The organism is Burkholderia sp. BCC1977, from assembly GCF_905339595.1.
Classification (GTDB): Bacteria; Pseudomonadota; Gammaproteobacteria; order Burkholderiales; family Burkholderiaceae; genus Burkholderia.
Genome location: NZ_CAJPGQ010000009.1, coordinates 168,561 through 194,149 on the forward strand (window position 1 = coordinate 168,561; position 25,589 = coordinate 194,149).

The window sequence follows — 25,589 nt, forward strand, 5'->3', positions numbered from 1 at the left end:
AAACCGGCGATGACACGACGGCACGCGCATGCGACCGCCACCGGGCCCACCGGACGCGCGATCACCCACGCGCGTGGCTTCGGCCAACGCGATTTTCGATGATACATTGGGACGCTTTGCAACCGTCAACAGACAATCGTGCACGGGAGAAACACATGACCGACGCCTGGGGAACCTTCCCTGCCAGAATGGGCGACCATCAGGCCTTCATCAGCTTCAATCACGGCTTTGCGGAAATCGCCGAAAGCGATCCGCGCACGTCGCTGCTCAGCGTGCGCGTCACGCTTGCGCATCCGACGCCCGACGGCCTGCCCAGTGGTGACGAGTTCGCCGATCTCACGAAGATCGAGGATCTGCTGGACGCCGCGGTGACCGCGAAAAACGGCGTGCAGGTCGGCCGCGTCACGGTCGACGGCAACCAGGATTTCCTGTTCTACGTGCCGTTCGACGAAGAATCCGCGGGCGAGATCGTCGACTCGCTGGCCGAACAGACGACCTACGCACTTCAGTACGCGTACCAGGACGACCCTGACAAGGAAACGTACTGGCGCACGCTCTACCCGACCGACGACGACTGGCAGTTGATGCGCGACATGCGCGTGCTCGACGCGCTGCGGCAGAAAGGCGACGTGAGCGACGTGAGCCGGCGCGTGATGCACTGGGCCTACTTCCCGGAACCGAGCGACGCGCACCAGTTCGCCGACTGGGCCGAGTCGAAAGGCTATCTGGTCGAATCGGTCGCGCCGACCGAGGACGGCAAATCGGCCGTGCGGTTCGCGCACGAAGGCACGATGGCGCTGGCCGACGTCACGCACCATACGCTCGAAGTCAATCGCGAGGTGCGCGCGCTCGGCGGCGAATACGACGGCTGGGAAACCAGCGTCGAGCAGGCAGGCTGATTCCGCTGACACGCGCGTCGCGCGCGTTCGGACCTTGACGGGTCCGGTACGAAAAGCGTCCCGGCAGCGCGACCGCGCGCCGCCGGGACGAAGGCATCGCCGGCCGCAACCGGCGATGGGCCCAAGCGATCGCCCAGGCACGAGGAAAGCGATTCATGTGGATCAGGCGAACGGATACCGGTGCGCGAAACGCCGCCTGCCGAACGCCTGTCCGGTTCCGCCGACGCGGCTTGCATGCGTCGTACGGGCAAAAAGCCCCCGCTCCTGCGCGAGCGAGCGGGGAAACGGTTGACCGGGCCGGGGTAGAACGGTCAACCGGCCAGATTCTGATCGTGGCCCCTGCAACCGTCTGTGCGGCAACTCACCCTTTCAACCGGAAAGACTGGGTGCCGCGCGCATCACGTCATGTTCAGCGCGCGACGCCGGCGAGCGGCGCGGCGACCACGACGATCACCGGGAACAACACCACCGCCCCGATCATCATCACGCCATCGGCCACCAGCGTAACGGGCGTCGCGAGCACGCGAACGGCCTTGTCGCCCTTCGTGAGTCGGTCGTCGACCTCAATCGTGTAGGTATGGGAAAACGACGACCACGTCTTGCCCTGCTCAAACCCGTCGGCCCGATAGCGCGAACCGTCCAGCGCGCCTTCCATGCTCAGTTCGCCCTGAGGGGACGTCGTAAAGCCGTCCGCCTGCGCGCGCGCCCAGTCGTCGTCCGTCATGCCGGTGCGGGAAAGCACGAGCCGGTATTCGCCCGAGATCTTGCTGCCCTGCGCGACGAATCCATAGAGCGCCGCCTGGATCGACTTCCGGTAGGACGCGGCCAGCACGGCGCCGAGATGCGCGGGCATGTCGAAGACGTAGTGATATTGGTTGCCGAGCACGACGAATTTCTTGCCATCCTCGCTGACGAGGAATCGACCGGCGGTTTCTTCATAGCGGCCGTTTTCGAACAGCATCGCCGTACAGCCTGTCAGACTGGCGGCAGCGACGATCGCGCCGGCAGTCAGCAGCGTTCTTCTTTTCATGTTGCGAGTCCGGATTTTTTTGATTTATATCGGCGATTTTTTAGTCGCGCGCCAGTCTCCGGTATTGCGCATGCATTGTCAAAGCGGCGTGATTCCATTTTTCCTTGAATCAGCGCCTTTCTTTCCGGATTTTCGTGAAACGATGATTCACGATCGAAATCATTCGATTCGAAACGGTGCGAACCCGACGCTACGCCGGGCCGTCCGTCAACCATCCGGCAATCATGTCGATCCAGTCGAGATCGCTGGCGATTTCGACGACGACCTCACTGACGATTTCCGCGGTGGAAGCATCAACGCTGGCGACCGCACCGGCGTTACCAACAGCACCGGCCGCAGCCGCCGTCGCCGCGGTGATTTCGACGAGCGGCGCGCCTTGCGGGCTGACCAACTGCTCCAGCCAGTCGACGATATGGGCACGCGCGTCGTCCTCGTCCGCGAAGTCGTTGCGTTTCAGAAAACGGTCGAACACGGCCCACGCGAGCGTCTTGCTTCGAGAAACGGAATCCAGTTGCCAGTCGACCACGGCGACTCGCCCCGTTTCCCGGGTTTCGAGCGTCGCGGTGAAGCGGTAATCGAGATATTCGATCTCAAGTTCCGGCGACATGATTTTCTCCGGCCAATCCACCGTCTCGGTTCTTATGATGCGCAGCGCCAGTCCGGCTTCACGCGCTGCGTGAATCTTGTGTGAATTCCGGACCGCGCGTCATGCCGACAGGCCGTATCGCGATATTCTCGCAGGCTGTCGACCGCGACTGAAAATGCACGGCGGCACCCGTCCAGCCCCCGCTCCGAGCGCGATTCGCGCCGCGTTCGTTCGCGCATGATTCCGCCCCGTCGATTTCGGGTTTCCGCCTGCTCCACGGCCGCAGCCGCGCTGCTACACTCCGGCCACAAAAATCGCTTGCCCCATCCAAGGAAACAATGACACTCGCTCGGGCACAACATGACGGCGTCGAGGTCTGGATCATCCAGCTTCCGGGACACGCCGCCTATGCCTATACGCATCTCAAGCGGGTATTCGCATCCGACGACTCGCGGCATCGCGTCGTGACGGTCAACCTGACGAAGCTGCTCGCGTGCGCCGATCGCGACACCACCGACTATGTGCTGCCGTCGGTTCAATACTGGGCGCCCGGCAAGGCCGCCGGCATCCGCGATTTCCTCGACCCGGCCGAAGCGCGGATTCCCGACATGCCCTTCATCACGTTTCGCGAGGTGAGAACGCGGACGCTGCTCGGCCTTCCGGGGCTGTCGAAAGTCGGCGTCGCGTCGTTCCGGAACGGTCAGCATCGCGCGCGCTATCTGGCGTATGCGGGGGCGACGAGCCTGCCTGTCGAGGTGCATGAAACGGAGGCGGATTTGCTCGTGCGGTATTGCGGCGAGTAACGGACCGACGGACACGACGCTGCATCTTTTGCGGAACGGGTCGTGCAGCGTGCGGCCTCGGGTTTCGGTGCTGACAGGGCGTCAGGCTTCGATCACGTAGATACGGTCGGCAACCTCCGTCCGCCCGATGATGCTGGTTTCGACGCCTGCCAGTCGCCAGCCGTTATGCTCGTAGAAACCGATCGCGCGAACGTTGCCGTCGAGTACCGAGAGATGAACCTTGTCCACGCCGATATGGCGGGCCCATGCGCGAACGGCTTCGATCATGCGCTTGCCGGTACCGCATCCGTGATGGGCGGGATGGACGTGCAGGCAATCGAGCAGGACGCCGCGCGCCGGATCGACCGGTTGTTCGGCGCTGACGAAACCGACCGATGCGCCGTCGGATTCCGCGATCAGCACAAGGCCCCACTCCGCTTCGTTGCGGTCGAAATAGTTTCGCCACCGCGTCGCGTGTTCCGTCGGCACCTCATCGGACAGATAGGCCGCGGGCAAAATATGGCTGTATGCGTTCTGCCAGCTCAGCGTGTGCAAGCGAGCGATGCGTTCCGCGTCGCGTGGTGTCGCGCTGCGCAGCGTGATGGTGCGGTTTTCCGGCATGCGGGGGGCGCTCTGGTTGTGCGATGGGGGCCGGGAAAGTGTAGCAATCGCGACGTTTCAACGGCGGGTTGAATAGTGAATTGCGTGCGGCGGTACGCGTCATGCCGTGGTCATCGTGTAGTTCACTGTGACGCCTGCAACTTCTGCAATTCCTCGACGGCACCGCCGAAAAAATGTCCCGACGCCTTCCGGGTCGTCGGGACCGAACGGCCCTGCAAAGTTCAGGGCACGAGGAACCGATACATTACATGAATGTAAGACTGTCAAGCATTGGCGGTTCACGCCAAGTCATTGGTGTATTCCGCCAATCTGCGAGGCGATGAGCGAATCCGGTCGCCGTTTCGCTTTGCGGGCGCATGAGCAGCGGCCGCTTGATGGATCGGGCACGCGCGAGTGACGTGACTCAGCATGCGGTCTCAGTATCGAAACTGCTTCCGCCGACTGACGCGACATGGATGGATGACGAGCAGAACGCTCTGGAAATGGCACGGCTCGAATCGATGCAATCGCATCGAATTTTCCGCACAAAACAAAACAGGCGCCGAAGCGCCTGTTTTGTTTCAGAATTTTGGGGTGGCTGATGGGACTCGAACCCACGACGACAGGAATCACAATCCTGGACTCTACCAACTGAGCTACAGCCACCACTGATACTGCTTTGTTTCTTCGCTGTTTCGTTTCGTGTTCAGCAGCGAAGAACAAGATTATACGAAGACTTTTCCGTCTTGCAAAGCATTTTTTTCAAAATTTTCGAGAGCGTCGTTCAGATGCGTGCGCGCCTCATCGAACACGGCCAGATCGCCGCGCGCGAGCTTCTTGTTGTCCGACAGCACACGACGCCAGCCCCGCGCACCCGCAACGCCACGATAGAGCCCGAGTGCATGCCGAACGATCGCGCCGAGATACGTGCCGCGCTTCAGTTCCGCCGCGCAGTATTCGATCAGCTTCGCCTCGGCCTCCTCACGCGTCGGCACCGCCGCAGTCGCCCCATAGAAGCGCGCATCGACACCCGCGAGCACATACGGGTTGTGATAAGCCTCGCGGCCGAGCATCACGCCGTCCACATGCTCGAGATGCTGCGCGACTTCGTCGAGCGTCTTGATCCCGCCGTTGATCACGATCTCCAGCGACGGGAAATCGCGCTTCAGCTGATACGCATAGTCGTACTTGAGCGGCGGGATCTCGCGGTTCTCCTTCGGCGACAGCCCCTTCAGGATCGCATTGCGCGCGTGCACGACGAACGTCTCGCAGCCCGCCTCCGCTACCGTGCCGACGAAGTCCCGCACGAACGCATAATCCTCGACCGTGTCGACCCCGATCCGGTGCTTGACCGTGACCGGCACCGACACCGCATCGCGCATGGCCTTCACGCAGTCGGCAACGAGTTGCGGCTCGTTCATCAGGCACGCGCCGAACGCACCGCGCTGCACGCGCTCGGACGGACAGCCGCAATTCAGGTTGATCTCGTCATAGCCCCACTGCTCGCCGAGTTTCGCGGCGCGCGCGAGATCGTCCCGTTCGCTGCCGCCCAGTTGCAGCGCGACCGGCGATTCGTTCGGCGTGAACGCGAGATGCCGCTGGGCGTCGCCGAACAGCAGCGCGCCCGTCGTGATCATTTCCGTATACAGCCACGTATCGCGCGTCAGCGTGCGATGGAACGACCGGCAATGACGGTCGGTCCAGTCGAGCATGGGCGCCACGGAAACGCGGCGGGGAGGAAGCGAGGACGGTGCGGACATGGAATTCGGGGCAGCAAGCGGCGCGGGAAACAACCTGACATTTTACCGCAACGCGACCAGGCCGGCCCGGCAGCCTGACTAGACCGGCCCGCCCTCGCCCAGTTCGGCGTCGACGGCCCGCCGCGCCTCGTCGAGTACGCGCTCGATCACGCGCCGTTCGGTCAGCAGCATCCCGTCGACCTTCACGAGCCGCCAGTCGATCCGCACGGCCGCGCCCTGCAGCACGCGGTAGTGCGCATGCTCGCCGTCCCACACCTGCTCGGTCTTCACCTCGATCTCGTAGCCGCGGTACGGCTCGCTGAAATCGCCGAGATCGCTGCCTCTCGGTTCCATCGCTCGCTCCGTGGCGATGCAGCGCCGGGCCGCCACGGCGGCCGGCGCCGTGCGCTCAATCGTATTCGTTGGACAAAACGGCTTTGCCGTCGGCGGTCAGGTCGACACGGCCGGCCGCCGCCTGGTAGATCAGCCCTTCGTTCAGCAACGCATAGACGACGTCGTCGAACGCGGCGGGGACCGGCCGGCTGTCGCCGAACTGGTCGATCCACTTCAGCGCCTCGATGGCTTCGGGAGAAAGGATGGGGGTCATGCGTGGCCTCCGGCGTCGGTGTCGCTCCATCCTAGCACTTCGTCCTGACGCCGAATACCGAGGCAAACGCTCGACAATAGAACCGGGGGCCACGGACGGCCCGACGGACCGTCCGCGGCGCCCGGCGCCGGAAACACGTTCAGAGGCGCGCGATCGACACTTCGGTGGACTTCACGAGCGCGACGACTTCCGCGCCGACCTTCAGCTCGAGTTCGTCGACCGAGCGCGTCGTGATCACCGACGTGACGATGCCGAACGGCGTCTCGACGTCGACCTCGGACACCACGGGCCCGCGAATGATCTCCTTCACCTTGCCTTTGAACTGGTTACGCACGTTGATTGCAGTGATGCTCATCGGGTTGATCGCTCCGAAGAAAAAAGTCTGAGAACGGGCGGCCGGTGCCGCCCGGATTTAAACGGCCCAGCGAATCTGCCCGACCGGTCGTACGTGATCGACTTCAGGCGCCGCGCCCTGCTCGCCCCCGCCCGGCCCGCCGGCGAGCACGCGTTGCAGCACACGGTCTTCCAGCGCCGCGAACGCGGCCGACGCGCGCGCACGCGGCCGGTCGAGCGGGACGGACTGATCGAGGGCGACGCGCCCTTGCTCGATCAGCAGGATCCGGTCGCCGAGCGCGACGGCTTCCTGCACGTCGTGCGTGACGAGCAGCGCGGTGAACCGATGCTCGCGCCACAACCGCTCGATCAGCGCATGCATCTCGATGCGGGTCAGCGCGTCGAGCGCACCGAGCGGCTCGTCGAGCAGCAGCAGTTGCGGCCGGTGCACGAGCGCGCGGGCGAGCGCGACGCGCTGCCGCTGACCGCCCGACAGCTGGGCGGGCCAGTCGTTCGCGCGCTCGAGCAGTCCGACTTCGTCGAGCACCGCGCGCGCCTGCTCGCGTGCGCCGCGACCCAGGCCCAGCATCACGTTCTGCAGCACGGTCTTCCACGGCAGCAACCGCGCATCCTGGTACATGATCCGCGTGTCGAGCGTGCCGCCGCCCTCGCCGCGCGTCACGAGCGCGCCGCTGCTCGGGGCCTCGAGTCCCGCGACGAGACGCAGCAGCGTGGATTTCCCGCAGCCGCTGCGACCGACGATCGCGACGAAGCTGCCGCGCGCGATGCCGAGCTCGACGTTGTCGAGCACGGTGCGCGTGCCGAAGCGCTTGCTGACGCCCGACAGCGTCACCGCGTCGTCCTGTGCCGGGCTGCCCGTGCGCCGCCGCGCGAGCGGAACGACGGATCCACCGCCGTCCCGATCGACGATCGCCGCATTGCGTGCGTCGTCGTCCGTCACGCGCGCCTGCGCCAGTTCGGCCTCGAGGTCTGCGCCGGCGAGCGGGCCGTAGGCGGCCGCCGAAGTCGTCGCATTCATGCCTTTGCTCCTGATTGATAAGCGGGGTGCCAGCGCAGCGTCACGCGCTCGATCCATTTCGCCAGCACGTCGGCCAGCTTGCCGAGCACCGCATACAGCAGGATGCCGACCACCACCACATCGGTTTGCAGGAATTCGCGCGCGTTCATCGTCATGTAGCCGATGCCCGACTGCGCGGAGATCGTTTCCGCTACGATCAGCATCACCCACATCAGCCCGAGCGCGAAGCGCACGCCGACGAGAATCGACGGCAATGCGCCGGGCAGGATCACGTCGCGGTACAGCGCGAAGCCGCGCACGCCGTAGCTCTTCGCCATCTCGATCAGGTTCGCGTCGACCGAGCGGATCCCGTGATACGTGTTGATGTAGACCGGGAAAAACACGCCGAGCGCGACGAGGAACAGCTTCGCCTTCTCGTCGATGCCGAACCACAGGATCACGAGCGGAATCATCGCGAGCGCGGGGATATTGCGGATCATCTGGATCGTCGAATCGAGCGCGACCTCCGCCGCTTTCGATAATCCAGTCGCGAGCCCGAGCGCCAGGCCGACGCCGCCGCCGATCGCGAAACCGAGCAGCGCGCGCCAGGTACTGACCTTCACGTTCGCCCACATCTCGCCCGACGCCACGAGCGACCACGCGGCACGCACGACGGCCACCGGCTCGGGCAGCACGCGGGTCGACAGCCAGCCGACGCGCGCGCCGACCTCCCATGCGGCCAGCAGCGCGAGCGGCACGAGCCACGGCGCGATACCGCGCCACGCGCGGGCGGCCACGGCAGCGCCCGTCGTCGACGTCTTCGTTGTCATCGCAGGCCTCCTTCGTTCAGCTCTGGCTCGCCTTCGGCAGGTAGTTGTTGCCGACGATCTCGCCGAACGGCCCCGACAGCGGGCCGGACGGCCGCGCCGCGCCCTTGCCCTTGATCAGCGGGAACACGAGCTCGGCGAAGCGGTACGACTCCTCGAGGTGCGGATAGCCGGACAGGATGAACGTCTCGATGCCGAGATCCGCGTATTCGCGCATGCGTTCCGCGACCTGCTCGGGGTTGCCGACGAGCGCGGTCCCCGCGCCGCCGCGCACGAGACCGACACCGGCCCACAGGTTCGGATACACCTCGAGCGCCTCGCGGCCGCCGCGCTTGCCGCCGTGCAGCGCGGCCATCCGGCGCTGGCCTTCCGAATCCATATTCGCGAACGCCTTCTGCGCGCGGGCGATCGTCTCGTCGTCGAGACGGCTGATCAGGCGCTCGGCATCGCGCCACGCTTCGTCCTCGGTCTCGCGCACGATCACGTGCAGGCGAATGCCGAACCTGATCTTGCGGCCGCGCGCCTCGGCGCGGGCGCGGATGTCGGCGATCTTCTTCGCGACGGCCTCGGGCGGCTCACCCCAGGTCAGGTAGGTGTCGATGTGATCCGCGGCGATCGCGTGCGCGGCCGGCGACGATCCGCCGAACCACAACGGCGGATGCGGGCGCTGCACGGGCGGATAAAGCGCCTTGCCGCCCTTCGACTGCAGATGCTTGCCGATGTAGTCGAAGCCGCCGTTGTCGTGCGATGCGGACAGCAGCCCGCGCCAGATGTTCAGGAAGTCGTCGGTGATTTCGTAGCGCGTGTCGTGATCGGCGAACAGTCCGTCGCCTTCGAGTTCGGCGGCATCGCCGCCCGTCACGACGTTGATCAGCAGGCGGCCGCCCGACAGACGGTCGAACGTCGCGGCCATCCGCGCCGCGAGGCCGGGCGACGCGATGCCGGGACGCACGGCGACCAGGAACTTCAGACGCTGCGTCGCCGGAATCAGGCTCGACGCAACGACCCACGCATCCTCGCAGGAACGGCCGGTCGGCAACAGCACGCCTTCATAGCCGAGCGTGTCGGCCGCGACGGCGATCTGCTTGAAATAATCGTAATCCGCGGCGCGCGCGCCTTCGGCGGTGCCGAGGTAACGGCTGTCGCCGTGCGTGGGGATAAACCAGAAAACATTCATCTGCTGCTCCTGCTTGACTGTCCTTGCCGGAATCTGGATAAAACGAGGCCCTGCTCGCGTCGCGAATGAGCGGCGCATGCATGGTGTGCGTTCGAATCGGGATGGCTCGCCGGTCAGGCCGTGCCGCGGGCGAGGACGCGATTGCACGGCTGTTTCCGGGAAATCAGTTTATGGATCGGCGCAGGGCTTTAGAACGATTTTTTTGAGCTTAGGTTTTCCGCTTTCGTGATTAGCACGACGCTCCAGCGAATATCGCGTCGGCCGGGCCCTATAATGACGCACCTATCCGAATAACTACGCGCGGACAGCCCCGGCCGGCCGCGCCAGCAATGCACTCACCGATGCAGAAAGTCATCCTGCCGTTCCTGTCCGGCTTCCTGGCCGCCCTCTTTTTTCGCGAAGCGACGCTCGCGCTCCTGCACACGGCCGACCTGATCGCCGCCGCCGGGTTTTCGACGCAACCGTTCGCGCCGCTCGGCATTCCTGAATTTGTCGCGAACGCGCTGATCAGCGCGTGCTGCGCGATCCCGATGGCGTGGCTGCTGCGCGTGTCGCCGGACCGCGAGGCGCCGTGGATCGGCGCGCTGGTGTTCGGCGGCATCGTGCTGACGGCCGCCCGCGTGTTCGCGATCGATCCGCTGCGCGGGATCTGGCCGTCGGGCAACATGATGCCGGTGCTCGCAGCCGGTTTCGCGACGAACGCGGTGTGGGGCTTCGGCGCGCTCGTGTTCATGCGCGCGTTCATGTCGGACGACGCCGGCGACGAATAACGCACGGCTTGCGGCAAGGTTCCGCCCTCCCGCCGCCGCGCCGGATCGGCATCCACAAACGACAAGGCCGCCTGCACATGCAGGCGGCCTTGTTGCTTTTCGCTTCGATACCGCGGCGCGTCAGTCCTTCAGTTTGCGCAGCGGATGCCTGTCGGGTGTCCACGGACTGTCGAACATCGCGAGCACATCGGCCCGGTCGATCTCGGCAGTCGACGTGAAACGCCAGACCGGTTGATGGTCCTTGTCGACGATCAGCGCGCGCACGCCTTCGATCACGTCGCCGTGCGCGAACGTCGAACGCGTGAGATCGAGATCGCGCCGCAGGCAATCGGCCATCGTCGCACCGCGCGCCCGATCGACGGTTTCGAGCGACACGGCCATCGACAACGGCGACAGTTGGCTGCGCATCGCGTGGGTCGCCTTCTCGACCCACCCGTCGACTGCGGCGCAATCCTGCTCGGCGTCGAGCGACGCGAGGATCGCCCCGATATCGGGTTGCGCGAAATGCCGGTCGATCCCGGCGCGCGCGTCGGCCAGCGCCGAGGTGTCGGGCGTCGGCACGACCTTGTGCGCGGCAGCCGCGTCGGCCACGCACGCGACGGCCTGCGCGCCGCTCTCGATGCGCGCACTGCGCAGCGCATCGAGCAGCGCCGGCAGCGCGGCATCGGGCAGGTAGACGTCGGCGAGCGCCGCATACAGCGCGCCGGCCGCGTCGAGCGTCGCGCCGGTCACCGCGAGATAGCGGCCGATCGCACCCGGCGCGCGCGCGAGGAACCAGCTCATCCCGACGTCCGGGAACAGGCCGATGCGCGTTTCGGGCATCGCCATCTTCGTCGAGTCGGTGACCACACGCAGGCCGCCCGTATGCCGCGCCGCCTGCGAAATGCCCATGCCGCCGCCCATCACGACGCCGTGCATCAGCGCGATGTACGGTTTCGGATAGGTGAAGATCGTATGGTTGAGCGTGTATTCCTCGATGAAGAACGTGTCGACCGCATCGCGGTCGCCGCGCTGCCACGCGTCGTGGAAGAAGCGCACGTCGCCGCCCGCGCAGAACGCGCGCGGATGCGGGCTGTGCACGACGACGGCAACCACCTCCGTGTCGTCGCGCCATGCGTCGAGCGCCTGCTGCATCAGTCGGATCATCCCCACCGACAGCGCATTCAGCGCCTTCGGCCGGTTCAGTTCGAGATAGCCGATGCGGTTCGCGACATACGCGCGCACGTCGGGCTGGGCGGCTTCGGCGGAAGCGGAAGTGGAATCGGTCATGTGAGACATCCGGCGTATCGCGGGCGCACGCTCAGTGCGCCTGCATCTTCGAGAACAGGTTCAGCACCACGACGCCCGAGATGATCAACCCGAGGCCGATCACGGCCGGCAGGTCCGGCACCTGGCGATAGAGCAGCATCGCGACGAGCGTGATCAGCACGATGCCGGCACCCGACCACACCGCATAGATGATGCCGACGGGCATGGTGCGCAGCGTGAGCGACAGACAGTAGAACGCGATGCCGTAACCGGCCACGACGAGCGCCGACGGCCAGAAGCGCGTGAAGCCGTCCGCCGCGCGCAGCGCGGACGTACCGACCACTTCCGCGACGATCGCGATCGCGAGCCATGCGTAACCTGGAAGCTGCATCGCTCAGCTCCTTGCAAGTGCCAGCACGGCATAGTCCTGCCCGAGCTCGGCGCACAGCGTTTCGACGACGAACTCGTGATCCGCGCGCTGCGGCAGCCCCGATGCGGTGATCGAGCCGATCACGCCGGCCCCCGCGACGGTCAGCGGAAACGAGCCGCCGTGCGGTGAATATTCGGCAATCGGCAGCCCGTGCTTGTCCGCGAGCGTGGCACCGGCCTGCTGCATGCGCAGGCCGATCGCATACGAGCTGCGGCGGAAGTGCGCGACGACGTTGCGCTTGCGGCGCACCCAGTCGGCGTTGTCGGGCGTCGCGCCGGCGAGCGCCGCATAGAACAGCGGCTGGCCGAACGTGACGATGTCGATCGCGATCGCATGGCCGCGCGACGTCGCGAGCGCATGCATCCGGTTGCCGAGCGCCCAGGCACGAGCCGGGTCGAAATGGGGAAACACGAGCGCCTGTTCCTGCGCGCCGATCGATTGCAGATCGTGAGCGATGTCCATGAATCCGTCGATGCAGTAGTGAGTGTTGCAACGGCACCGACGCGATCGCGCGCGACTCCGCTGCAGGAATGAACGACACAAGCAAACCGCTCGATTCTAGCGCACGCGCCTGCCGTACCGGCCCTGCAAGCATCGCGCCGGCGATTGAAACGCGATTGGCAGAAAGTGCTTGCAAGCATTCGGGTTAGTCCATATAATTCAATTCTTCGACGGACGCGGGGTGGAGCAGTCTGGCAGCTCGTCGGGCTCATAACCCGAAGGTCGTAGGTTCAAATCCTACCCCCGCAACCAACGTCCCGATTCATGCAAAAAGCCCGGCTCCATGCCGGGCTTTTTGTTTTTCGGCGCGCGATTGGACGCATCGCACGTGGCGCTTCGCGCCGCACGCCGCGCACATGCGCACGCGTTCGAGAATGCCCCGCCCGGGTGATACACTCGCATCACCTCGTCCCTTCCACTCGACATGAAATTTTGCTCCGTCTGCGGTCACGAAGTCATCGCGCGCATTCCTCCGGGCGACAACCGCGAGCGCTTCGTTTGCGATCACTGCGGCACGATCCATTACCAGAATCCGCGTAACGTGGTCGGCACGGTGCCGGTCTGGGGCGATCAGGTCCTGCTGTGCCGCCGCGCGATCGAACCGCGCTACGGTTTCTGGACGCTGCCGGCAGGCTTCATGGAAATGGGCGAGACCACGGCCGAGGCCGCCGCGCGCGAAACGCTCGAGGAAGCCGGCGCACGCGTCGAGGTGCAGAACCTGTTCACGCTGCTCAACGTGCCGCACGTGCACCAGGTCCATCTGTTCTATCTGGCGCGGCTCGTCGATCCGGCTTACGAGGCCGGCGAGGAAAGCCTCGAAGTCAAGCTGTTCGACGAAGCCGACATTCCGTGGGACGAAATCGCGTTCCCGACCGTCAGCCAGACGCTGCGCTTCTTCTTTGCCGATCGCGCCGCCGGCGACTACGGCGTCCATACCGGCGATATCTTCCGCTCGCTGCGCAACGGCTGAGCCCGCGCCCCATGGTCCCCTGGCTCGGCCCGGACGATCCGTTTCCACCCGTCGAACGCGCACTCGGCCCCGCGACCGGCGCGCCGGGGCTGCTCGCCGCGAGCGCCGACCTGCTGCCGTCCCGCCTGATCGAGGCCTACCTGCGCGGCATCTTCCCGTGGTATTCGGACGGCCAGCCCGTGCTGTGGTGGAGCCCCGACCCGCGGATGGTCCTCGCGCCGGCCGAATTCAAGGTGTCCCCGTCGCTGCGCAAGACGCTCAAGCGCGTGCTGCGCGACCCCGCGTGGGAAGTACGCGTCGACCATGATTTTCCGGGCGTGATGCGTGCGTGTGCGCAAGCGCCGCGCCGCGGGCAGCGCGGCACCTGGATCACGGCCGAGATCATCGATGCGTATACGTCGCTCTACCGTTCCGGCAACGCGCACAGCATCGAGACGTGGCACGACGGGCGCCGCGTGGGCGGCCTCTACGGCGTCGCGTTCGGACGGATGTTTTTCGGCGAGTCGATGTACGCGGATGCCACCGATGCGTCGAAGATCGCGCTGGCGACGCTCGTCGCCCACCTTCGCGAGCAGGGGCTGGAGATGATAGACTGCCAGCAGAATACGTCGCATCTAGCGTCGCTCGGCGGCCGCGAGATCGCACGCAAGGCCTTTGTCGCTCACGTGCGCCGCGCGGTAGCCGAACCGCCGATTCCGTGGCAGTTCGACAAGCGCGTGCTCGCCGCGCTGACGGGCCCCGCCGAACCGGCGGCCCACTCCGGGATCGAGCGCTAGCGCGGCACTCCCTCCCTGCATCGAGAGCTGCCCATGACTCACCCGACTGAGCTGCCGCTTTCACCGCTTTCGGCGCTGCAATTCTATGCAACGGCGCCCTATCCGTGCAGCTATCTGGACGGCCGCGTCGCGCGCTCGCAAGTCGCGACGCCGAGCCACCTGATCAATTCCGACATCTATACCGAGCTCGTGAAGGCCGGCTTCCGGCGCTCGGGCGTGTTCACCTATCGCCCGTATTGCGACGGCTGCCGCGCCTGCGTGCCGGTGCGCGTGCCGGTCGGCGCGTTCACGCCGTCGCGCACGCAACGCCGGATGTGGAAGCGGCACCGCGCGCTCGTCGCGACGGTCTCGCCGCTGCACTACGACGAGGAGCACTACGCGCTCTACATGCGCTACCAGTCCGCGCGCCACGCGGGCGGCGGCATGGATCGCGACAGCCGCGACCAGTACGAGCAGTTCCTGCTGCAGAGCCGGATCAATTCGCGCCTCGTCGAATTCCGCGACCTCGACGCGCCGGGCGGCGAGCCCGGCAAGCTGCGCATGGTCAGCATGATCGACATCCTCGGCGACGGACTGTCGTCGGTCTACACCTTCTTCGAGCCGGACGATCAGCACGCGAGCTACGGCACGTACAACATCCTGTGGCAGATCGAGCAGGCGAAGAGCCTCGGCCTGCCCTACGTGTATCTCGGCTACTGGATCCGCGAGAGCCCGAAGATGGCCTACAAGGCGAACTTCCATCCGCTCGAAGGGTTGCTCGACGGCCGCTGGAAAATACTCGATCCGGATCGGGTCGACCTGCCGCCGGTCGACGCGGCACTCGCCCGTGCGCCGCTGCCGGGCGGACATTCCGGGTCGGGCTGACAGGCCATCCCGCGGCGCGGCGGCGCGCCTGCAACCGGCGCCGCGGCGGCCCATGCGCGCGCCGCCGCACCGGCCACAGCCGGCGCGCGCGAAGCGAAGCCCGCCCGGGCCGCGCAACTCCCGGTAAAATAGCGGGTTGTCATTCATTCCGGCCGTCCGCCCAATTCCCGTGTTCAGTTCCCTCTATCCGCTGGCCCGCGCATCCCTGTTCAAGATGGATGCGGAAGACGCTCACCACCTCACGCTGCGCGCGCTCGGCGCGGCCGGCCGCACGGGCCTCGCCTGCGCGCTGTCGGCCCGCGTGCCCGATGCGCCGCGCACCGTGATGGGGCTCACGTTCCGCAACCCGGTCGGACTCGCCGCCGGCCTCGACAAGGACGGCGCGGCCATCGACGGCCTCGCGTCGCTCGGCTTCGGCTTCATCGAGGTCGGCACGGTCACGCCGCGCCCGCAGCCGGGCAACCCGCGCCCGCGGATGTTCCGCCTGCCGCAGGCCGACGCGCTGATCAACCGGATGGGCTTCAACAACCACGGCGTCGACCAGTTCGTGAAGAACGTCCAGGCGGCGCGCTATCGCGGCATCCTCGGCCTGAACATCGGCAAGAACGCCGACACGCCGATCGAACGTGCCGCGGAAGACTATCTCTACTGCCTCGAGCGCGTGTATCCGTTCGCGAGCTACGTGACGATCAACATTTCGTCGCCGAACACGAAGAACCTGCGCCAGCTGCAGGGCGCGGGCGAACTCGACGCGCTGCTCGCCGCACTGAAGGACAAGCAGCAGCGCCTCGCCGACCTGCACGGCAAGCTCGTGCCGCTCGCGCTGAAGATCGCGCCCGATCTCGACGACGAACAAGTCAAGGAAATCGCCGACACGCTGCTGCGCCACAAGATCGAGGCGGTCATCGCCACCAATACCACGCTGTCGCGCGCGGCCGTGCAGGGCCTGCCGCACGCGGACGAAGCCGGCGGCCTGTCGGGCCGCCCGGTGTTCGACGCGTCGAACGAAGTGATCCGCAAGCTGCATGCCGAAGTCGGCAGCGCGGTGCCGATCATCGGCGTCGGCGGCATCTTCTCGGGTGAGGACGCACGCACCAAGCTCGCGGCCGGCGCGTCGCTCGTCCAGCTGTACACGGGCTTCATCTATCGCGGCCCCGCGCTCGTCGCCGAATGCGTGAAAGCGATCGCGCAGGAACGTGCCGCGTAATATAGCTATAAACAAACGATATTTATCCGTCGATTGCATTTTTGCTATGATCGGCGTCACAGTCAGAATCAAGCGCCCCGCAGGGGCAAGGAAGCTCACACGATGAAAATTTCGCTGCTGAAGAAGCTGCTGGTTGCCGGCCTGATCGGCACGTCGTTCGCCGCCGCCACCGCGCATGCGGCCGACCTCCTCGACCAGGTGAAACAACGCGGCACGCTGCGCGTCGGCCTCGAAGGCACGTTCCCGCCGTTCAACTCGAAGAACCCGCAAGGCGAACTCGTCGGCTTCGACGTCGACATCGCGAAGGCCGTCGCCGCGAAGCTCGGCGTGAAGGCCGAGTTCGTCACGACCGAATGGAGCGGCATCATCGCGGGCCTGCAGGCCGGCAAGTTCGACGTGATCGCCAACCAGGTCGGCATCACCGACAAGCGCAAGGAAACGCTCGACTTCTCGCCCGCGTACACGTACTCGTCCGCCCAGCTGATCCAGCGCAAGGACGACACGCGCCAGTTCAAGTCGCTCGACGACCTGAAGGGCAAGAAGCTCGGCGTCGCGCTCGGCACGAACTACATGGACATGGCGAAGTCGGTGCCCGGCATCGACGTGAAGACGTACCCGGGCGCGCCTGAGTACCTGCGCGACCTCGCGGCCGGCCGTCTCGACGCGGCGCTGAACGACCGCCTGATGCTCGCGTACCTGACGAAGAACTCGCAACTGCCGCTGCGCCCGGGCTCGAACGTCGGCTCGGCGAATCCGTCGGGCATCCCGTTCAAGAAGGGCAACCCGAAGTTCCAGAAGGCGATCGACGACGCGATGGCGCAACTCGAAGCCGACGGCACGTTCACGAAGATCTCCGACAAGTGGTTCGGCATCGACGTGACGAAGCCGATCAACTAAGCACGCCTCTGTTTCCCGCCTGACGGCGGGCCGGAAAGGGCGGCATCCGAAGCGATGCCGCCCTTTGTTTTATTGGTCCGGTTTATGATTGCGCTTTCGCGCACGCATTCGATTCGTATTCCATGTCGACAACGTCCCTGCTCGTCCAATCGCTGCCGGTGCTCGCCCAGGGTGCCGTACTGACCGTCAAGTTCGCCGTGCTGTCGATGGTGTTCGGCCTGCTCGGCGCCGTCGTGCTCGCGATGATGGGCATCCGGCAAAGCGAGCCGCTCGACGGCTGCGAACGCATCTGGGTCAACGCGCTCGCGGGGCTCGCGCGCGCGTACGTAAGCCTGATGCGCGGCACGCCGCTGCTCGTGCAGATCTTCGTCATCTATTACGGGCTGCCGAGCCTCGGCATCTCGCTCGATCCGACGCCGGCCGGCGTGATCGCGCTGTCCGCGAACGTCGCCGCCTACATGTCGGAAAGCATGCGCGGCGCGATCAACGGGATCGCGCGCGGCCAATGGCTGGCCGCATACAGCCTCGGATTGTCGTGGGGGCAGACGCTGCGCTACGTGATCGGCCCGCAGGCGCTGCGCATCGCGGTGCCGAGCCTGTCGAACAGCCTGATCAGCCTGATCAAGGACACGTCGCTCGTGTCGGTGATCACCGTCACCGAACTGCTGCGCAGCGCGCAGGAAGTGATCGCGGCGACCTACCAGCCGCTGCCGCTGTACCTGGCCGCCGCGGCTGTCTACTGGGTGCTGTGCCAGATCCTCGAGTGGGTCCAGCGCTGGTACGAAAAGCGCCTGTCGCTGCCCGCGCGGCACTGAGCGCGTAGCACCCCGCCCGCCGGGCCGCGGATGTGCGCCCGGCACCCTCCTTCCCGCCTACTCGCCCGAATAGCGCACGCCGAGCGCCGCGCGTGCCGCGTCGGTCATCGCGATCATCCGTCGCGAATGGTCGTGCGTCATGATCGGGCTCTCGAGTTCGCCCGCGCGCAGCAGGTCGCAGAAATGCGCGGTCTCGTAGTTCAGGCCGCCGCCGTCGACCGGTGCATCGAGTTCGACGGTGCGCCCGTCGGCATAGCGGATCGTCGCCCGTACCGGGTTCCACCACTTCTCGTGAATCGTCACGTGCCCGCCCGCCGCGGCGAGCAGCGCATCGCCGCGCCCCATCACGTCGAGCCCGCAAAAGAGCTGCGCGATGCCGCCGTTCGCGTGACGGCTGTTCAGGCTCGCGAACACGTCGACGCCCGTGGCGCCGATGCGGCCGAACGTCTGCACGTCGAGTGCGGCGCCGAGCCAGTCGACCGCGAGAAACGCTTCGTAGATCCCGATGTCGAGCAGCGCGCCGCCGGCGCGATCGAGACGATAGACGGAATGATCGTCCGGCACCGACGACGATGCGCAACCCGCACGCACGAGCCGGATCTCGCCGATCGGATCGTCATGCAGGTGCGCGCGCAACTGACGGTACAGCGGAAAGAACGGCGGCTTCATCGCTTCCATGAAGAGCCGTCCGGCAGCGCGTGCCGCATCCAGCACGGCATCGAGTTGCGTCGCGTTCAGCGTCGCGGGTTTTTCGCACAGCACGGCCTTGCCGGCGGCGAGCGCCGCCTGCGCGTAGTGCGCGTGACTGTCGTGGAGCGTCGCGATATAGATCGCGTCGATGTCGCTCGCGAGGAGCGCGTCGAGGCTGGCGGCAGGCGTGCCGCCGCAGTCGCTGCAGAAGGCGGTTGCCGCGTCGGCGCGGCGTGCCCACACGCCGGCGAGCGTGGCACCCGGCACGTGAGCGAGGCTTTGCGCGAAACGGCGTGCGATGCTGCCTGCGCCGACGATGCCGAAGCGCACCGGGCGGTTGTCGAAGTCGTTCATCCGGATCTTCCGTGTCGGTCGTATGACGGTGGCCGGCACGCTGCCGGCCGGCCGTCATGATAAACGGCTCGCCGGCTCACGGATAAGCGATGCGTGCGAAATCAGGCGCGCACGGGCACGTCGACGGAGAAATCGCGCGAGATTTCGTCGGCGCTGAAATCGATCAGGGCGAGCGACGCCGCCTCGGCCTCGCGCGGATCGCGGCGTTCGATCGCGTCGACGACGCGCGCATGCGCCTTCACCGCGATATCGTGCGCACCGTCCTTCTGCGCGACGCGCGGATTCACGAGCCGCACCGCGCCGCGCACGATGGCCGCCATCTGCTGGAAGAACTGGTTGCCGCTGGCCTGGACGATCCGCGTGTGCAGCAGTTCGTCCGCCGTGTCGTAACCGGGGTCGCCCGGCTGCAACACCTTGAACGCCTCGAACGCCTCGCGGATGCCCGCGATGTCGACCGCCGTCGCACGGACGGCCGCCTGCGCGGTCGCGCGCGGTTCGATCAGCATCCGGAATTCGATGACGTCGCGCATGAACTGCGGATCCGGCTTCGCACGAAACCGCCAACTCACCACGTCTTCATCGATCATGCGCCAGTCGCGCATCGGTCGAACGCGCGTACCGACTTTCGGACGCACGTCGAGCATGTCGCGCGCAAGCAACATCGACAATGCTTCGCGCATCACCGTGCGGCTCACGTCGAACTCCTTCGACAGCACGTCCTGCGGCGGCAGAATGCCGCCGTACTTGTCCTCGACGATACCCGCGACAAGCCCATCCATCACTTTGGCGACCAGTGACCGGTCTTTGCCCTGCTCCATGACACCTCCCCGTGCGTCGATTTGCGAACACCTGCTCCGCAGTTCCGCCGGCCCTGGTTACGACTGTTCTTATGATCTATAAGTTGATGAGTTCGGGGATATTTCGCTATCTGGTAAACACCTGACAGGGTTATCCCTCTTTTTGACGCGATGATTTATAAGGCTTCAAAAAAAGCCCGGAAAGCGCGCTGCGCTTGCCGGGCCGGGCTTTCCACCAAATTTAAACATGCAATCCATTACGGCATCCTGACGCCATTACGGACTGCTTCTCATTCAGTTTTAATTAACCAGGATAAACGATCGTTTCAACGCCGTTTGCCGTGCCGAGCAGGCACAGATTCGCGCCGCGCTCGGCGAACAGGCCGACCGTCACGACGCCCGGCCATGCGTTGACCTGCGTTTCGAAACCGCGCGGATCGGCGATCTGCAGCCCCTTCACGTCGATGATTTCATTGCCGTTGTCGGTGATGTACGGCGCGCCGTCCTTCGTCACGCGCAGCACCGGCACGCCGCCGAGCGCGGTCACGCGCCGGCCGATCGCCGTGCGCGCCATCGGCACGACCTCGATCGGCAGCGGGAATGCGCCGAGCACCGGCACGCGCTTGCTGCCATCCGCGATGCAGACGAACGTATCGGCCACCGACGCGACGATCTTCTCGCGCGTCAGCGCACCGCCGCCGCCCTTGATCATCGCGCCGCTTGCGTCGATCTCGTCGGCACCGTCGACGTATACCTGCAGCGATTCGACCTCGTTCAGGTCGAACACCTTGATGCCGTGCGATTTCAGGCGTTCGGTCGTCGCGATGGAGCTCGACACGGCGCCGCGATAGCGCGATTTGACAACCGCGAGCGCGTCGATGAAGCAGTTGGCGGTCGAGCCGGTGCCGACGCCGATCACGGCGCCTTCCGGCACGTTCTGGATCACATAATCGGCGGCCGCCTGGCCGACCAGGCGTTTGAGTTCGTCTTGAGTCATGGGGTGGGAATGCAGCGGGATTGCGGAAAACCGCCAGTTTACCGGACTCGGAAGACGGCCCGGGCTTTTTCGGCGCGGGTCGCCGCGCCTGGCGCGCCGATCGATCGTCAGGGTGCGCCCGTTGCGGCCGCGTCCTCCGCTGCCGGTGCGGCGGGGAAATACTTGTCGAGCAGCGCCTGCGCGATCGCATCGGTCCCGGCATCCGGATTGCCTGCATAGTCGGCCGGCCGGAAATGCATCTGGAACGCCGCGAATACACGTCGCGTGCGTACGTCGAGCACGCCGTCGGTCGGCACCTCGTAGCCGTAGCGCGCGAGCTTCAGTTGCAGTTCGCGCACGTCGACGAGCGCGTGCGGATCGCGGCCGCCAAGCCGTGTGGCGACGGTCGCGTCGTCCGGCCACGCGCCGACGCCGGCTTGCGCGAGCGCATGCCACGGGAACAGCGGCCCCGGATCGATCTTGCGTTGAGGCGCGATGTCGCTGTGCCCGACCACGCGCGTCGGCGGAATCCGGTAGCGCGCGACGATATCTTTCGACAGACGGATCAGCGCATCGACCTGTTCGGGCGGATACGGCTGCCAGGTGCGGTTTTGCGGATCGAGCGGGCCGCGGTTCACGTTCTCGATGCCGATCGACGCCGCGTTGAGCTCGGTCGTGCCCTGCCATTCGCTGATACCCGCATGCCATGCGCGTTTCGATTCAGGAACGAGCTGGTAGACAACCGGCATCCCGTGCTCGATGCGCGGTTGCGGCGCCACGACGTAGTGCACGCTGACCGAATCGCCCGTCAGCGTGCGCAGCGAATTCGCCTCGTCGCTTTCGGTGTAATGCATCACGAGGAAGCGGATCCGCGAATCGGCGCCGCGCGCATGCAGGCTCGCGTCGGCGTAATAGGTGCCGCGCCCGACCAGCGACGGCGACGTGCAGGCGGCCAGCAGGCCAAGGATGGCGCACGAGGCGCCGAGGCGAAACAGGGTCATGGTCCGCGCGTTCCGGGAGCCGCGTGCCGCACGCAATCTCGGCACGCGTCGTTCGGGTCGTGGCGACTCACGCATCGCGCGAGACCGCGTGCGTCAGCCCTTCACGCGCCGCTGCCGCACCGCTTCGTACAGGCACACGCCGCTCGCGACCGACACGTTCAGGCTTTCCACGCTGCCGGCCATCGGGATGCTCATCACCTCGTCGCAGGTGTCGCGCGTGAGCCGGCGCATGCCTTCGCCCTCCGCCCCCATCACGATGGCGACGGGGCCGTCGAGCTTCGTGTCGTACAGCGTCCCCGATGCCTCGTCCGACGTGCCGATGATCCACACGCCGGCGTCCTTCAGCTCGCGCAGCGCGCGGGCGAGGTTCGTGACCGTGATGTACGGCACCGTGTCGGCCGCGCCGCTCGCGACCTTCGCCGCGGTCGCGTTCAGGCCGACCGCGCGGTCACGCGGCGCGATCACCGCATGCGCGCCGGCCGAATCGGCGACACGCAGGCATGCGCCGAGGTTGTGCGGATCGGTGACGCCGTCGAGCACCAGCAGCAACGCCGGGCCCTGGATGCCGTCGAGCAGTTCGGACAGGTTCTGCGCGAGCGGAATGTCCTCGACGCGCGCGACGACGCCCTGGTGGCGCTCGGTATGCGCGAGGCCCCACAGGCGGGTTTCGTCGGCTGCGATCAGCCGCACGCCCGCTTCCTTCGCGGTGTGCAGGAAGTCCTGCATGCGGCGGTCGCGGCGCGTCTGGTCGTACAGCACCTCCGCAACCGTCGACGCATCGTGCCGCAAACGTGCGGTCACCGCATGAAAACCGTAAAGAACCTTCAGACGAGACATGACTGGAACAACCTTCGATCAAACGTGCGGCCGCGCGATGTGCGCAGCCGCGATCCATGGAAAAGGAAAGCGCCGCGTTGCCGGCCGGTGACCGGCGGAACGCGGCGTCTCTCGATACTGCAGGGGCGTGCGCATGGCGCCGCCCCGAACGCTCAATACTTCTTGCGGGCGTGGACCTTCTTCGCGGCCGTCTTCGCCGGCGCGCCGCCCTTCTTCTTCGCGGCACGCGCGACACGCGCGTCCTTCACCGCGGCGGTCGGCGCGCTGGCCGCCTTCTTGCGACGCGGCGCGGCTTCCTCCACCGGCGGCAGCGAGCGCACGCGCGGGCCGCCGCGATCGTTACCGTTGCCCGCAACAGCCGGCGCCGGTGCCGGACGCGGCGCCTTCACCGGCGTGTCGCGCACGAGGCGGAAATCGATCTTGCGCGCGTCGAGATCGACGCGGCTCACCTGCACGCGCACGCGATCCGACAGGCGATAACGGATGCCCGTGCGCTCGCCGCGCAGCTCGTTCTTGATCTCGTCGTACTGGAAGTAGTCCGAGCCGAGTTCCGTGACGTGCACGAGCCCTTCGATGAACAGCGTATCGAGCTGCACGAAGATGCCGAACGACGTGACGCCGTTCACCATCCCGCCGTACTCCTCGCCAAGCTTGTCGCGCATGAAGTAGCACTTGAGCCAGGCCTCGACGTCGCGCGACGCTTCGTCGGCACGCCGCTCGTTCGCCGAGCAGTGCAGGCCGAGTTCTTCCCAGATCGCCGTGTTCGAGCGCGAACGGCCGCGCGATTCGTCGTCGGCCTGCTGCATCGCGCGGGCGCGCGGCGACAGCGCGGTGTTCAGCTCGAAGCCGTCCGGCGCCTTCGGCACGTACTTCTTGCCCGACAGGATCGCGTAGATCGCGCGGTGCGTAAGCAGGTCGGGATAGCGGCGGATCGGGCTCGTGAAGTGCGCGTACGCTTCATACGCGAGACCGAAGTGACCGATGTTGTCCGGGCTGTAGACGGCCTGCTGCATCGAACGCAGCAGCATCGGCTGCAGCATCTGCGCGTCGGGCCGGTCGCGGATCTGCGCCATCAGCGCCGCGTAGTCGCTCGCATGCGGCTTGTCGCCGCCGCCGAGCGACAGGCCCATGCCGCGCAGGAACGCGCGCAGGTTCTCGAGCTTCTCCGGCGTCGGGCCCGCGTGCACGCGGTACAGGCCCGGATGCTTGTTGCGCTTCAGGAAGTCGGCCGCACAGACGTTCGCGGCCAGCATGCATTCCTCGATCAGCTTGTGCGCATCGTTGCGCTGACGCGGCACGATCTGTTCGATCTTGCCCTGCGAGTTGCAGACGATGTACGTCTCGGTCGTGTCGAAGTCGATCGCGCCGCGCTTCTGGCGTGCGGCGAACAGCGACTTGTAGACGCCGTACAGGTCCTGCAGGTGCGGCAGCAGGTCCGCGCGGCGCGCGGCCTCCGGCCCCTTCGTGTTCGACAGCACGGCGGCGACTTCGGTGTACGTCAGACGCGCGGCCGAATGGATCACGGCCGGATAGAACTGGTACGCCTTGATCTCGCCGCGCGCGGTAATCACCATGTCGCACGCGAGCACGCAGCGGTCGACCTGCGGATTCAGCGAGCACAGCCCGTTCGACAGCTTCTCCGGCAGCATCGGGATCACGCGGCGCGGGAAGTAGACCGACGTGCTGCGCTCCAGCGCGTCGGCATCGAGGCCATTGCCCGGCTGCACGTAGTGCGACACGTCGGCGATTGCGACGATCAGGCGGTAGCCGTCGCCGCGACCGACCTTGGTCGGCTCGCAGTAGACGGCATCGTCGAAGTCGCGGGCATCCTCGCCGTCGATCGTCACGAGCGGCACGTCGCGCAGATCGACGCGGAAGCGCAGGTCGGCCGGCCGCACCTTGTCCGGCAGCGCGGCGGCTTCGTCGAGCGCCGGCTGGCTGAATTCGTGCGGCACGCCGTACTTGCGCACCGCGATCTCGATTTCCATGCCCGGATCGTCGATGTCGCCGAGCACTTCGACGACGCGGCCGAGCGGTTGCGAATGGCGGCTCGGGAAGTCGGTCAGTTCGACGACGACCACTTGCCCGACCTTCGCCTTCTTCACGTTCTGCGTGATCAGGATGTCGTGGCCGATGCGCTTGTCTTCGGGGGCGACGATCAGCGCGCCGTTCTCGTTGAGCAGGCGGCCGATCACGCGCTTGTTCGCGCGCTCGGTGACTTCGACGACGTGCCCTTCAGGCCGGCCGCGACGATCGTAGCCGACGATCCGCGCGAGCACGCGGTCGTTGTGCATGACCTTCTGCATTTCGCCGTTCGGCAAGAACAGGTCGTCCTGGCCGTCGTCGCGGATCACGAACCCGTAGCCGTCGCGGTGCCCTTGCACGCGGCCGGCAACGAAGTTCGACGGATGGGTGAGCTGGTAGTGGCCGCGCTTGTCGAGGCGGATCTGGCCGTCGCGTTCCATCGCGGCGACACGCCGGAAGAACCCCTCGCGCTCCTGCCGCTTGATCGACAGCGCTTCGGCGATGTCGTTGGCTGCCAGCGGCGCGTCGCTCGTACGCAGCACGCCGAGAATTTCTTCGCGGCTCGGAATGGGGTACGGATATTTGCTCAAGGGTTTGTCGATGATTGTTCTCGTTGCGTTGACTGATGGTGCACGGCATCAACATAGAAGTGTCCGTCAGACAGTTCTATAGTGACGGCGGCGGACCATTCTATCACCCGCCTGTGCCGCCAAATGACGCGAATGCCGCGTGCAGGCGCCGCAGCGGCCGGTTTGCGGCGCATCGCAAAAAAGTGTTGACACGATTAATTGGGGCGCTATAATTTCGCTTCTTTGCAGCAAGCAGCTACTGCA

At 66.2% G+C, this 25,589-nt stretch carries 28 protein-coding genes and 2 tRNA genes; 10 read left to right on the top strand and 20 right to left on the bottom strand.

What is annotated here, in order from left to right:
- Nucleotides 1-155 precede the first annotated feature (155 nt).
- The gene (locus U5771_RS10800; protein ID WP_322023948.1) at nucleotides 156-899 is read left to right on the top strand and encodes a DUF695 domain-containing protein; all 744 of its coding nucleotides are present in this window, start codon (nucleotides 156-158) and stop codon (nucleotides 897-899) included.
- Between the two features lie 409 nt (nucleotides 900-1,308).
- On the opposite strand, the gene U5771_RS10805 is transcribed toward U5771_RS10800, so the two are convergent.
- A complete protein-coding gene (locus tag U5771_RS10805) occupies nucleotides 1,309-1,929 on the bottom strand; it encodes a hypothetical protein (protein WP_322023949.1) in 621 nt (206 codons plus the stop codon).
- Between the two features lie 190 nt (nucleotides 1,930-2,119).
- On the bottom strand, nucleotides 2,120-2,536 hold the full coding sequence (locus tag U5771_RS10810; protein WP_322023950.1) for a hypothetical protein: 417 nt from the start codon (nucleotides 2,534-2,536) through the stop codon (nucleotides 2,120-2,122).
- Between the two features lie 317 nt (nucleotides 2,537-2,853).
- Here U5771_RS10810 and U5771_RS10815 point away from each other — a divergent pair, with 317 nt between their 5' ends.
- The gene (locus tag U5771_RS10815) at nucleotides 2,854-3,318 is read left to right on the top strand and encodes a plasmid fertility inhibition factor family protein (protein ID WP_322023951.1); all 465 of its coding nucleotides are present in this window, start codon (nucleotides 2,854-2,856) and stop codon (nucleotides 3,316-3,318) included.
- An 81-nt stretch (nucleotides 3,319-3,399) separates the two neighbouring features.
- Here the strand turns inward: U5771_RS10815 and U5771_RS10820 are convergent, their stop codons facing one another.
- From U5771_RS10820 to ssuD, 9 genes are all read right to left on the bottom strand, one after another.
- Entirely contained in the window at nucleotides 3,400-3,918 is a 519-nt protein-coding gene (locus U5771_RS10820; RefSeq protein WP_322023952.1) for a GNAT family N-acetyltransferase, read from the bottom strand.
- Between the two features lie 569 nt (nucleotides 3,919-4,487).
- Nucleotides 4,488-4,563: transfer RNA gene (locus U5771_RS10825), tRNA-His, on the bottom strand.
- 59 nt (nucleotides 4,564-4,622) lie between these two features.
- Nucleotides 4,623-5,609: a tRNA dihydrouridine(20/20a) synthase DusA gene (gene dusA / locus U5771_RS10830; protein ID WP_322023953.1), complete on the bottom strand. Its 987-nt coding sequence runs from the start codon at nucleotides 5,607-5,609 to the stop codon at nucleotides 4,623-4,625.
- A 126-nt stretch (nucleotides 5,610-5,735) separates the two neighbouring features.
- Nucleotides 5,736-5,990 (bottom strand): hypothetical protein, encoded by a 255-nt coding sequence (locus U5771_RS10835; protein ID WP_006758003.1) that lies wholly within the window; start codon nucleotides 5,988-5,990, stop codon nucleotides 5,736-5,738.
- 55 nt (nucleotides 5,991-6,045) lie between these two features.
- On the bottom strand, nucleotides 6,046-6,243 hold the full coding sequence (locus U5771_RS10840; RefSeq protein WP_322023954.1) for a hypothetical protein: 198 nt from the start codon (nucleotides 6,241-6,243) through the stop codon (nucleotides 6,046-6,048).
- A 139-nt stretch (nucleotides 6,244-6,382) separates the two neighbouring features.
- Complete coding sequence (locus tag U5771_RS10845; protein ID WP_006400187.1) at nucleotides 6,383-6,598, bottom strand: TOBE domain-containing protein; 216 nt, start codon at nucleotides 6,596-6,598, stop codon at nucleotides 6,383-6,385.
- Nucleotides 6,599-6,655: 57 nt separating this feature from the next.
- The gene (locus U5771_RS10850) at nucleotides 6,656-7,615 is read right to left on the bottom strand and encodes an ATP-binding cassette domain-containing protein (protein WP_322023955.1); all 960 of its coding nucleotides are present in this window, start codon (nucleotides 7,613-7,615) and stop codon (nucleotides 6,656-6,658) included.
- A complete protein-coding gene (gene ssuC / locus U5771_RS10855; RefSeq protein WP_322023956.1) occupies nucleotides 7,612-8,424 on the bottom strand; it encodes an aliphatic sulfonate ABC transporter permease SsuC in 813 nt (270 codons plus the stop codon). The genes U5771_RS10850 and ssuC overlap by 4 nt, the downstream gene beginning before the upstream one ends.
- Before the next feature lie 16 nt (nucleotides 8,425-8,440).
- Nucleotides 8,441-9,598 (bottom strand): FMNH2-dependent alkanesulfonate monooxygenase, encoded by a 1,158-nt coding sequence (gene ssuD / locus U5771_RS10860; RefSeq protein WP_124905121.1) that lies wholly within the window; start codon nucleotides 9,596-9,598, stop codon nucleotides 8,441-8,443.
- 341 nt (nucleotides 9,599-9,939) lie between these two features.
- Between ssuD and U5771_RS10865 the strand changes: the two genes are divergently transcribed.
- Complete coding sequence (locus U5771_RS10865; protein WP_322023957.1) at nucleotides 9,940-10,368, top strand: hypothetical protein; 429 nt, start codon at nucleotides 9,940-9,942, stop codon at nucleotides 10,366-10,368.
- Between the two features lie 120 nt (nucleotides 10,369-10,488).
- Here the strand turns inward: U5771_RS10865 and U5771_RS10870 are convergent, their stop codons facing one another.
- Genes U5771_RS10870 through U5771_RS10880 form a run of 3 tightly spaced genes read right to left on the bottom strand, consistent with a single transcriptional unit; the run spans nucleotide 10,489 to nucleotide 12,508 of the window.
- Nucleotides 10,489-11,637: an enoyl-CoA hydratase/isomerase family protein gene (locus U5771_RS10870; protein ID WP_322023958.1), complete on the bottom strand. Its 1,149-nt coding sequence runs from the start codon at nucleotides 11,635-11,637 to the stop codon at nucleotides 10,489-10,491.
- 31 nt (nucleotides 11,638-11,668) lie between these two features.
- The gene (locus U5771_RS10875) at nucleotides 11,669-12,007 is read right to left on the bottom strand and encodes a DMT family transporter (RefSeq protein WP_034186989.1); all 339 of its coding nucleotides are present in this window, start codon (nucleotides 12,005-12,007) and stop codon (nucleotides 11,669-11,671) included.
- 3 nt (nucleotides 12,008-12,010) lie between these two features.
- Nucleotides 12,011-12,508 (bottom strand): heme-degrading domain-containing protein, encoded by a 498-nt coding sequence (locus U5771_RS10880; protein WP_322023959.1) that lies wholly within the window; start codon nucleotides 12,506-12,508, stop codon nucleotides 12,011-12,013.
- A 214-nt stretch (nucleotides 12,509-12,722) separates the two neighbouring features.
- Between U5771_RS10880 and U5771_RS10885 the strand changes: the two genes are divergently transcribed.
- The 7 genes from U5771_RS10885 to U5771_RS10915 all read left to right on the top strand — a co-directional run bounded on the left by U5771_RS10885 (nucleotide 12,723) and on the right by U5771_RS10915 (nucleotide 18,076).
- Nucleotides 12,723-12,799: transfer RNA gene (locus U5771_RS10885), tRNA-Met, on the top strand.
- 172 nt (nucleotides 12,800-12,971) lie between these two features.
- Nucleotides 12,972-13,517 carry an NUDIX hydrolase gene (locus U5771_RS10890; RefSeq protein WP_098556944.1) on the top strand — a complete coding sequence of 182 codons (546 nt, stop codon included), beginning with the start codon at nucleotides 12,972-12,974 and terminating at the stop codon, nucleotides 13,515-13,517.
- Nucleotides 13,518-13,528: 11 nt separating this feature from the next.
- On the top strand, nucleotides 13,529-14,293 hold the full coding sequence (gene aat / locus U5771_RS10895) for a leucyl/phenylalanyl-tRNA--protein transferase (protein ID WP_322023960.1): 765 nt from the start codon (nucleotides 13,529-13,531) through the stop codon (nucleotides 14,291-14,293).
- 33 nt (nucleotides 14,294-14,326) lie between these two features.
- The gene (locus U5771_RS10900) at nucleotides 14,327-15,157 is read left to right on the top strand and encodes an arginyltransferase (RefSeq protein ID WP_322023961.1); all 831 of its coding nucleotides are present in this window, start codon (nucleotides 14,327-14,329) and stop codon (nucleotides 15,155-15,157) included.
- A 169-nt stretch (nucleotides 15,158-15,326) separates the two neighbouring features.
- Nucleotides 15,327-16,364, top strand: a complete 1,038-nt coding sequence (locus U5771_RS10905) for a quinone-dependent dihydroorotate dehydrogenase (RefSeq protein ID WP_322023962.1) — start codon at nucleotides 15,327-15,329, stop codon at nucleotides 16,362-16,364.
- 102 nt (nucleotides 16,365-16,466) lie between these two features.
- Complete coding sequence (locus U5771_RS10910) at nucleotides 16,467-17,261, top strand: cystine ABC transporter substrate-binding protein (protein WP_322023963.1); 795 nt, start codon at nucleotides 16,467-16,469, stop codon at nucleotides 17,259-17,261.
- Between the two features lie 122 nt (nucleotides 17,262-17,383).
- Entirely contained in the window at nucleotides 17,384-18,076 is a 693-nt protein-coding gene (locus U5771_RS10915; RefSeq protein WP_322023964.1) for an amino acid ABC transporter permease, read from the top strand.
- A 57-nt stretch (nucleotides 18,077-18,133) separates the two neighbouring features.
- Here the strand turns inward: U5771_RS10915 and U5771_RS10920 are convergent, their stop codons facing one another.
- From U5771_RS10920 to rnr, 6 genes are all read right to left on the bottom strand, one after another.
- Nucleotides 18,134-19,120 carry a Gfo/Idh/MocA family oxidoreductase gene (locus tag U5771_RS10920; RefSeq protein WP_322023965.1) on the bottom strand — a complete coding sequence of 329 codons (987 nt, stop codon included), beginning with the start codon at nucleotides 19,118-19,120 and terminating at the stop codon, nucleotides 18,134-18,136.
- Nucleotides 19,121-19,221: 101 nt separating this feature from the next.
- Nucleotides 19,222-19,938: a FadR/GntR family transcriptional regulator gene (locus tag U5771_RS10925; protein WP_322023966.1), complete on the bottom strand. Its 717-nt coding sequence runs from the start codon at nucleotides 19,936-19,938 to the stop codon at nucleotides 19,222-19,224.
- Between the two features lie 283 nt (nucleotides 19,939-20,221).
- Entirely contained in the window at nucleotides 20,222-20,914 is a 693-nt protein-coding gene (rpiA, locus tag U5771_RS10930; RefSeq protein WP_322023967.1) for a ribose-5-phosphate isomerase RpiA, read from the bottom strand.
- A gap of 107 nt (nucleotides 20,915-21,021) precedes the next feature.
- Nucleotides 21,022-21,894 carry an N-acetylmuramoyl-L-alanine amidase gene (locus U5771_RS10935; protein ID WP_322023968.1) on the bottom strand — a complete coding sequence of 291 codons (873 nt, stop codon included), beginning with the start codon at nucleotides 21,892-21,894 and terminating at the stop codon, nucleotides 21,022-21,024.
- Nucleotides 21,895-21,987: 93 nt separating this feature from the next.
- Nucleotides 21,988-22,731: a 23S rRNA (guanosine(2251)-2'-O)-methyltransferase RlmB gene (gene rlmB / locus U5771_RS10940; protein WP_124610673.1), complete on the bottom strand. Its 744-nt coding sequence runs from the start codon at nucleotides 22,729-22,731 to the stop codon at nucleotides 21,988-21,990.
- A 152-nt stretch (nucleotides 22,732-22,883) separates the two neighbouring features.
- Complete coding sequence (gene rnr / locus U5771_RS10945) at nucleotides 22,884-25,346, bottom strand: ribonuclease R (RefSeq protein ID WP_322023969.1); 2,463 nt, start codon at nucleotides 25,344-25,346, stop codon at nucleotides 22,884-22,886.
- Between the last annotated feature and the right edge of the window lie 243 nt (nucleotides 25,347-25,589).

Coding starts and splice junctions, on each gene's coding strand:
- U5771_RS10810 (WP_322023950.1), bottom strand. CDS start 2,536: ATGTCGCCGGAACTTGAGATCGAATATCTCGATTACCGCTTCACCGCG.
- U5771_RS10875 (WP_034186989.1), bottom strand. CDS start 12,007: ATGCAGCTTCCAGGTTACGCATGGCTCGCGATCGCGATCGTCGCGGAA.
- U5771_RS10880 (WP_322023959.1), bottom strand. CDS start 12,508: ATGGACATCGCTCACGATCTGCAATCGATCGGCGCGCAGGAACAGGCG.
- U5771_RS10915 (WP_322023964.1), top strand. CDS start 17,384: ATGTCGACAACGTCCCTGCTCGTCCAATCGCTGCCGGTGCTCGCCCAG.
- rlmB (WP_124610673.1), bottom strand. CDS start 22,731: ATGTCTCGTCTGAAGGTTCTTTACGGTTTTCATGCGGTGACCGCACGT.
- ssuD (WP_124905121.1), bottom strand. CDS start 9,598: ATGAATGTTTTCTGGTTTATCCCCACGCACGGCGACAGCCGTTACCTC.
- U5771_RS10890 (WP_098556944.1), top strand. CDS start 12,972: ATGAAATTTTGCTCCGTCTGCGGTCACGAAGTCATCGCGCGCATTCCT.
- U5771_RS10925 (WP_322023966.1), bottom strand. CDS start 19,938: ATGGAGCAGGGCAAAGACCGGTCACTGGTCGCCAAAGTGATGGATGGG.
- U5771_RS10800 (WP_322023948.1), top strand. CDS start 156: ATGACCGACGCCTGGGGAACCTTCCCTGCCAGAATGGGCGACCATCAG.
- ssuC (WP_322023956.1), bottom strand. CDS start 8,424: ATGACAACGAAGACGTCGACGACGGGCGCTGCCGTGGCCGCCCGCGCG.
- U5771_RS10900 (WP_322023961.1), top strand. CDS start 14,327: ATGACTCACCCGACTGAGCTGCCGCTTTCACCGCTTTCGGCGCTGCAA.
- U5771_RS10935 (WP_322023968.1), bottom strand. CDS start 21,894: ATGACCCTGTTTCGCCTCGGCGCCTCGTGCGCCATCCTTGGCCTGCTG.
- U5771_RS10840 (WP_322023954.1), bottom strand. CDS start 6,243: ATGACCCCCATCCTTTCTCCCGAAGCCATCGAGGCGCTGAAGTGGATC.
- U5771_RS10820 (WP_322023952.1), bottom strand. CDS start 3,918: ATGCCGGAAAACCGCACCATCACGCTGCGCAGCGCGACACCACGCGAC.
- U5771_RS10910 (WP_322023963.1), top strand. CDS start 16,467: ATGAAAATTTCGCTGCTGAAGAAGCTGCTGGTTGCCGGCCTGATCGGC.
- aat (WP_322023960.1), top strand. CDS start 13,529: ATGGTCCCCTGGCTCGGCCCGGACGATCCGTTTCCACCCGTCGAACGC.
- U5771_RS10920 (WP_322023965.1), bottom strand. CDS start 19,120: ATGAACGACTTCGACAACCGCCCGGTGCGCTTCGGCATCGTCGGCGCA.
- dusA (WP_322023953.1), bottom strand. CDS start 5,609: ATGCTCGACTGGACCGACCGTCATTGCCGGTCGTTCCATCGCACGCTG.
- U5771_RS10845 (WP_006400187.1), bottom strand. CDS start 6,598: ATGAGCATCACTGCAATCAACGTGCGTAACCAGTTCAAAGGCAAGGTG.
- U5771_RS10850 (WP_322023955.1), bottom strand. CDS start 7,615: ATGAATGCGACGACTTCGGCGGCCGCCTACGGCCCGCTCGCCGGCGCA.
- U5771_RS10815 (WP_322023951.1), top strand. CDS start 2,854: ATGACACTCGCTCGGGCACAACATGACGGCGTCGAGGTCTGGATCATC.
- rpiA (WP_322023967.1), bottom strand. CDS start 20,914: ATGACTCAAGACGAACTCAAACGCCTGGTCGGCCAGGCGGCCGCCGAT.
- U5771_RS10805 (WP_322023949.1), bottom strand. CDS start 1,929: ATGAAAAGAAGAACGCTGCTGACTGCCGGCGCGATCGTCGCTGCCGCC.
- U5771_RS10835 (WP_006758003.1), bottom strand. CDS start 5,990: ATGGAACCGAGAGGCAGCGATCTCGGCGATTTCAGCGAGCCGTACCGC.
- U5771_RS10870 (WP_322023958.1), bottom strand. CDS start 11,637: ATGACCGATTCCACTTCCGCTTCCGCCGAAGCCGCCCAGCCCGACGTG.
- U5771_RS10865 (WP_322023957.1), top strand. CDS start 9,940: ATGCAGAAAGTCATCCTGCCGTTCCTGTCCGGCTTCCTGGCCGCCCTC.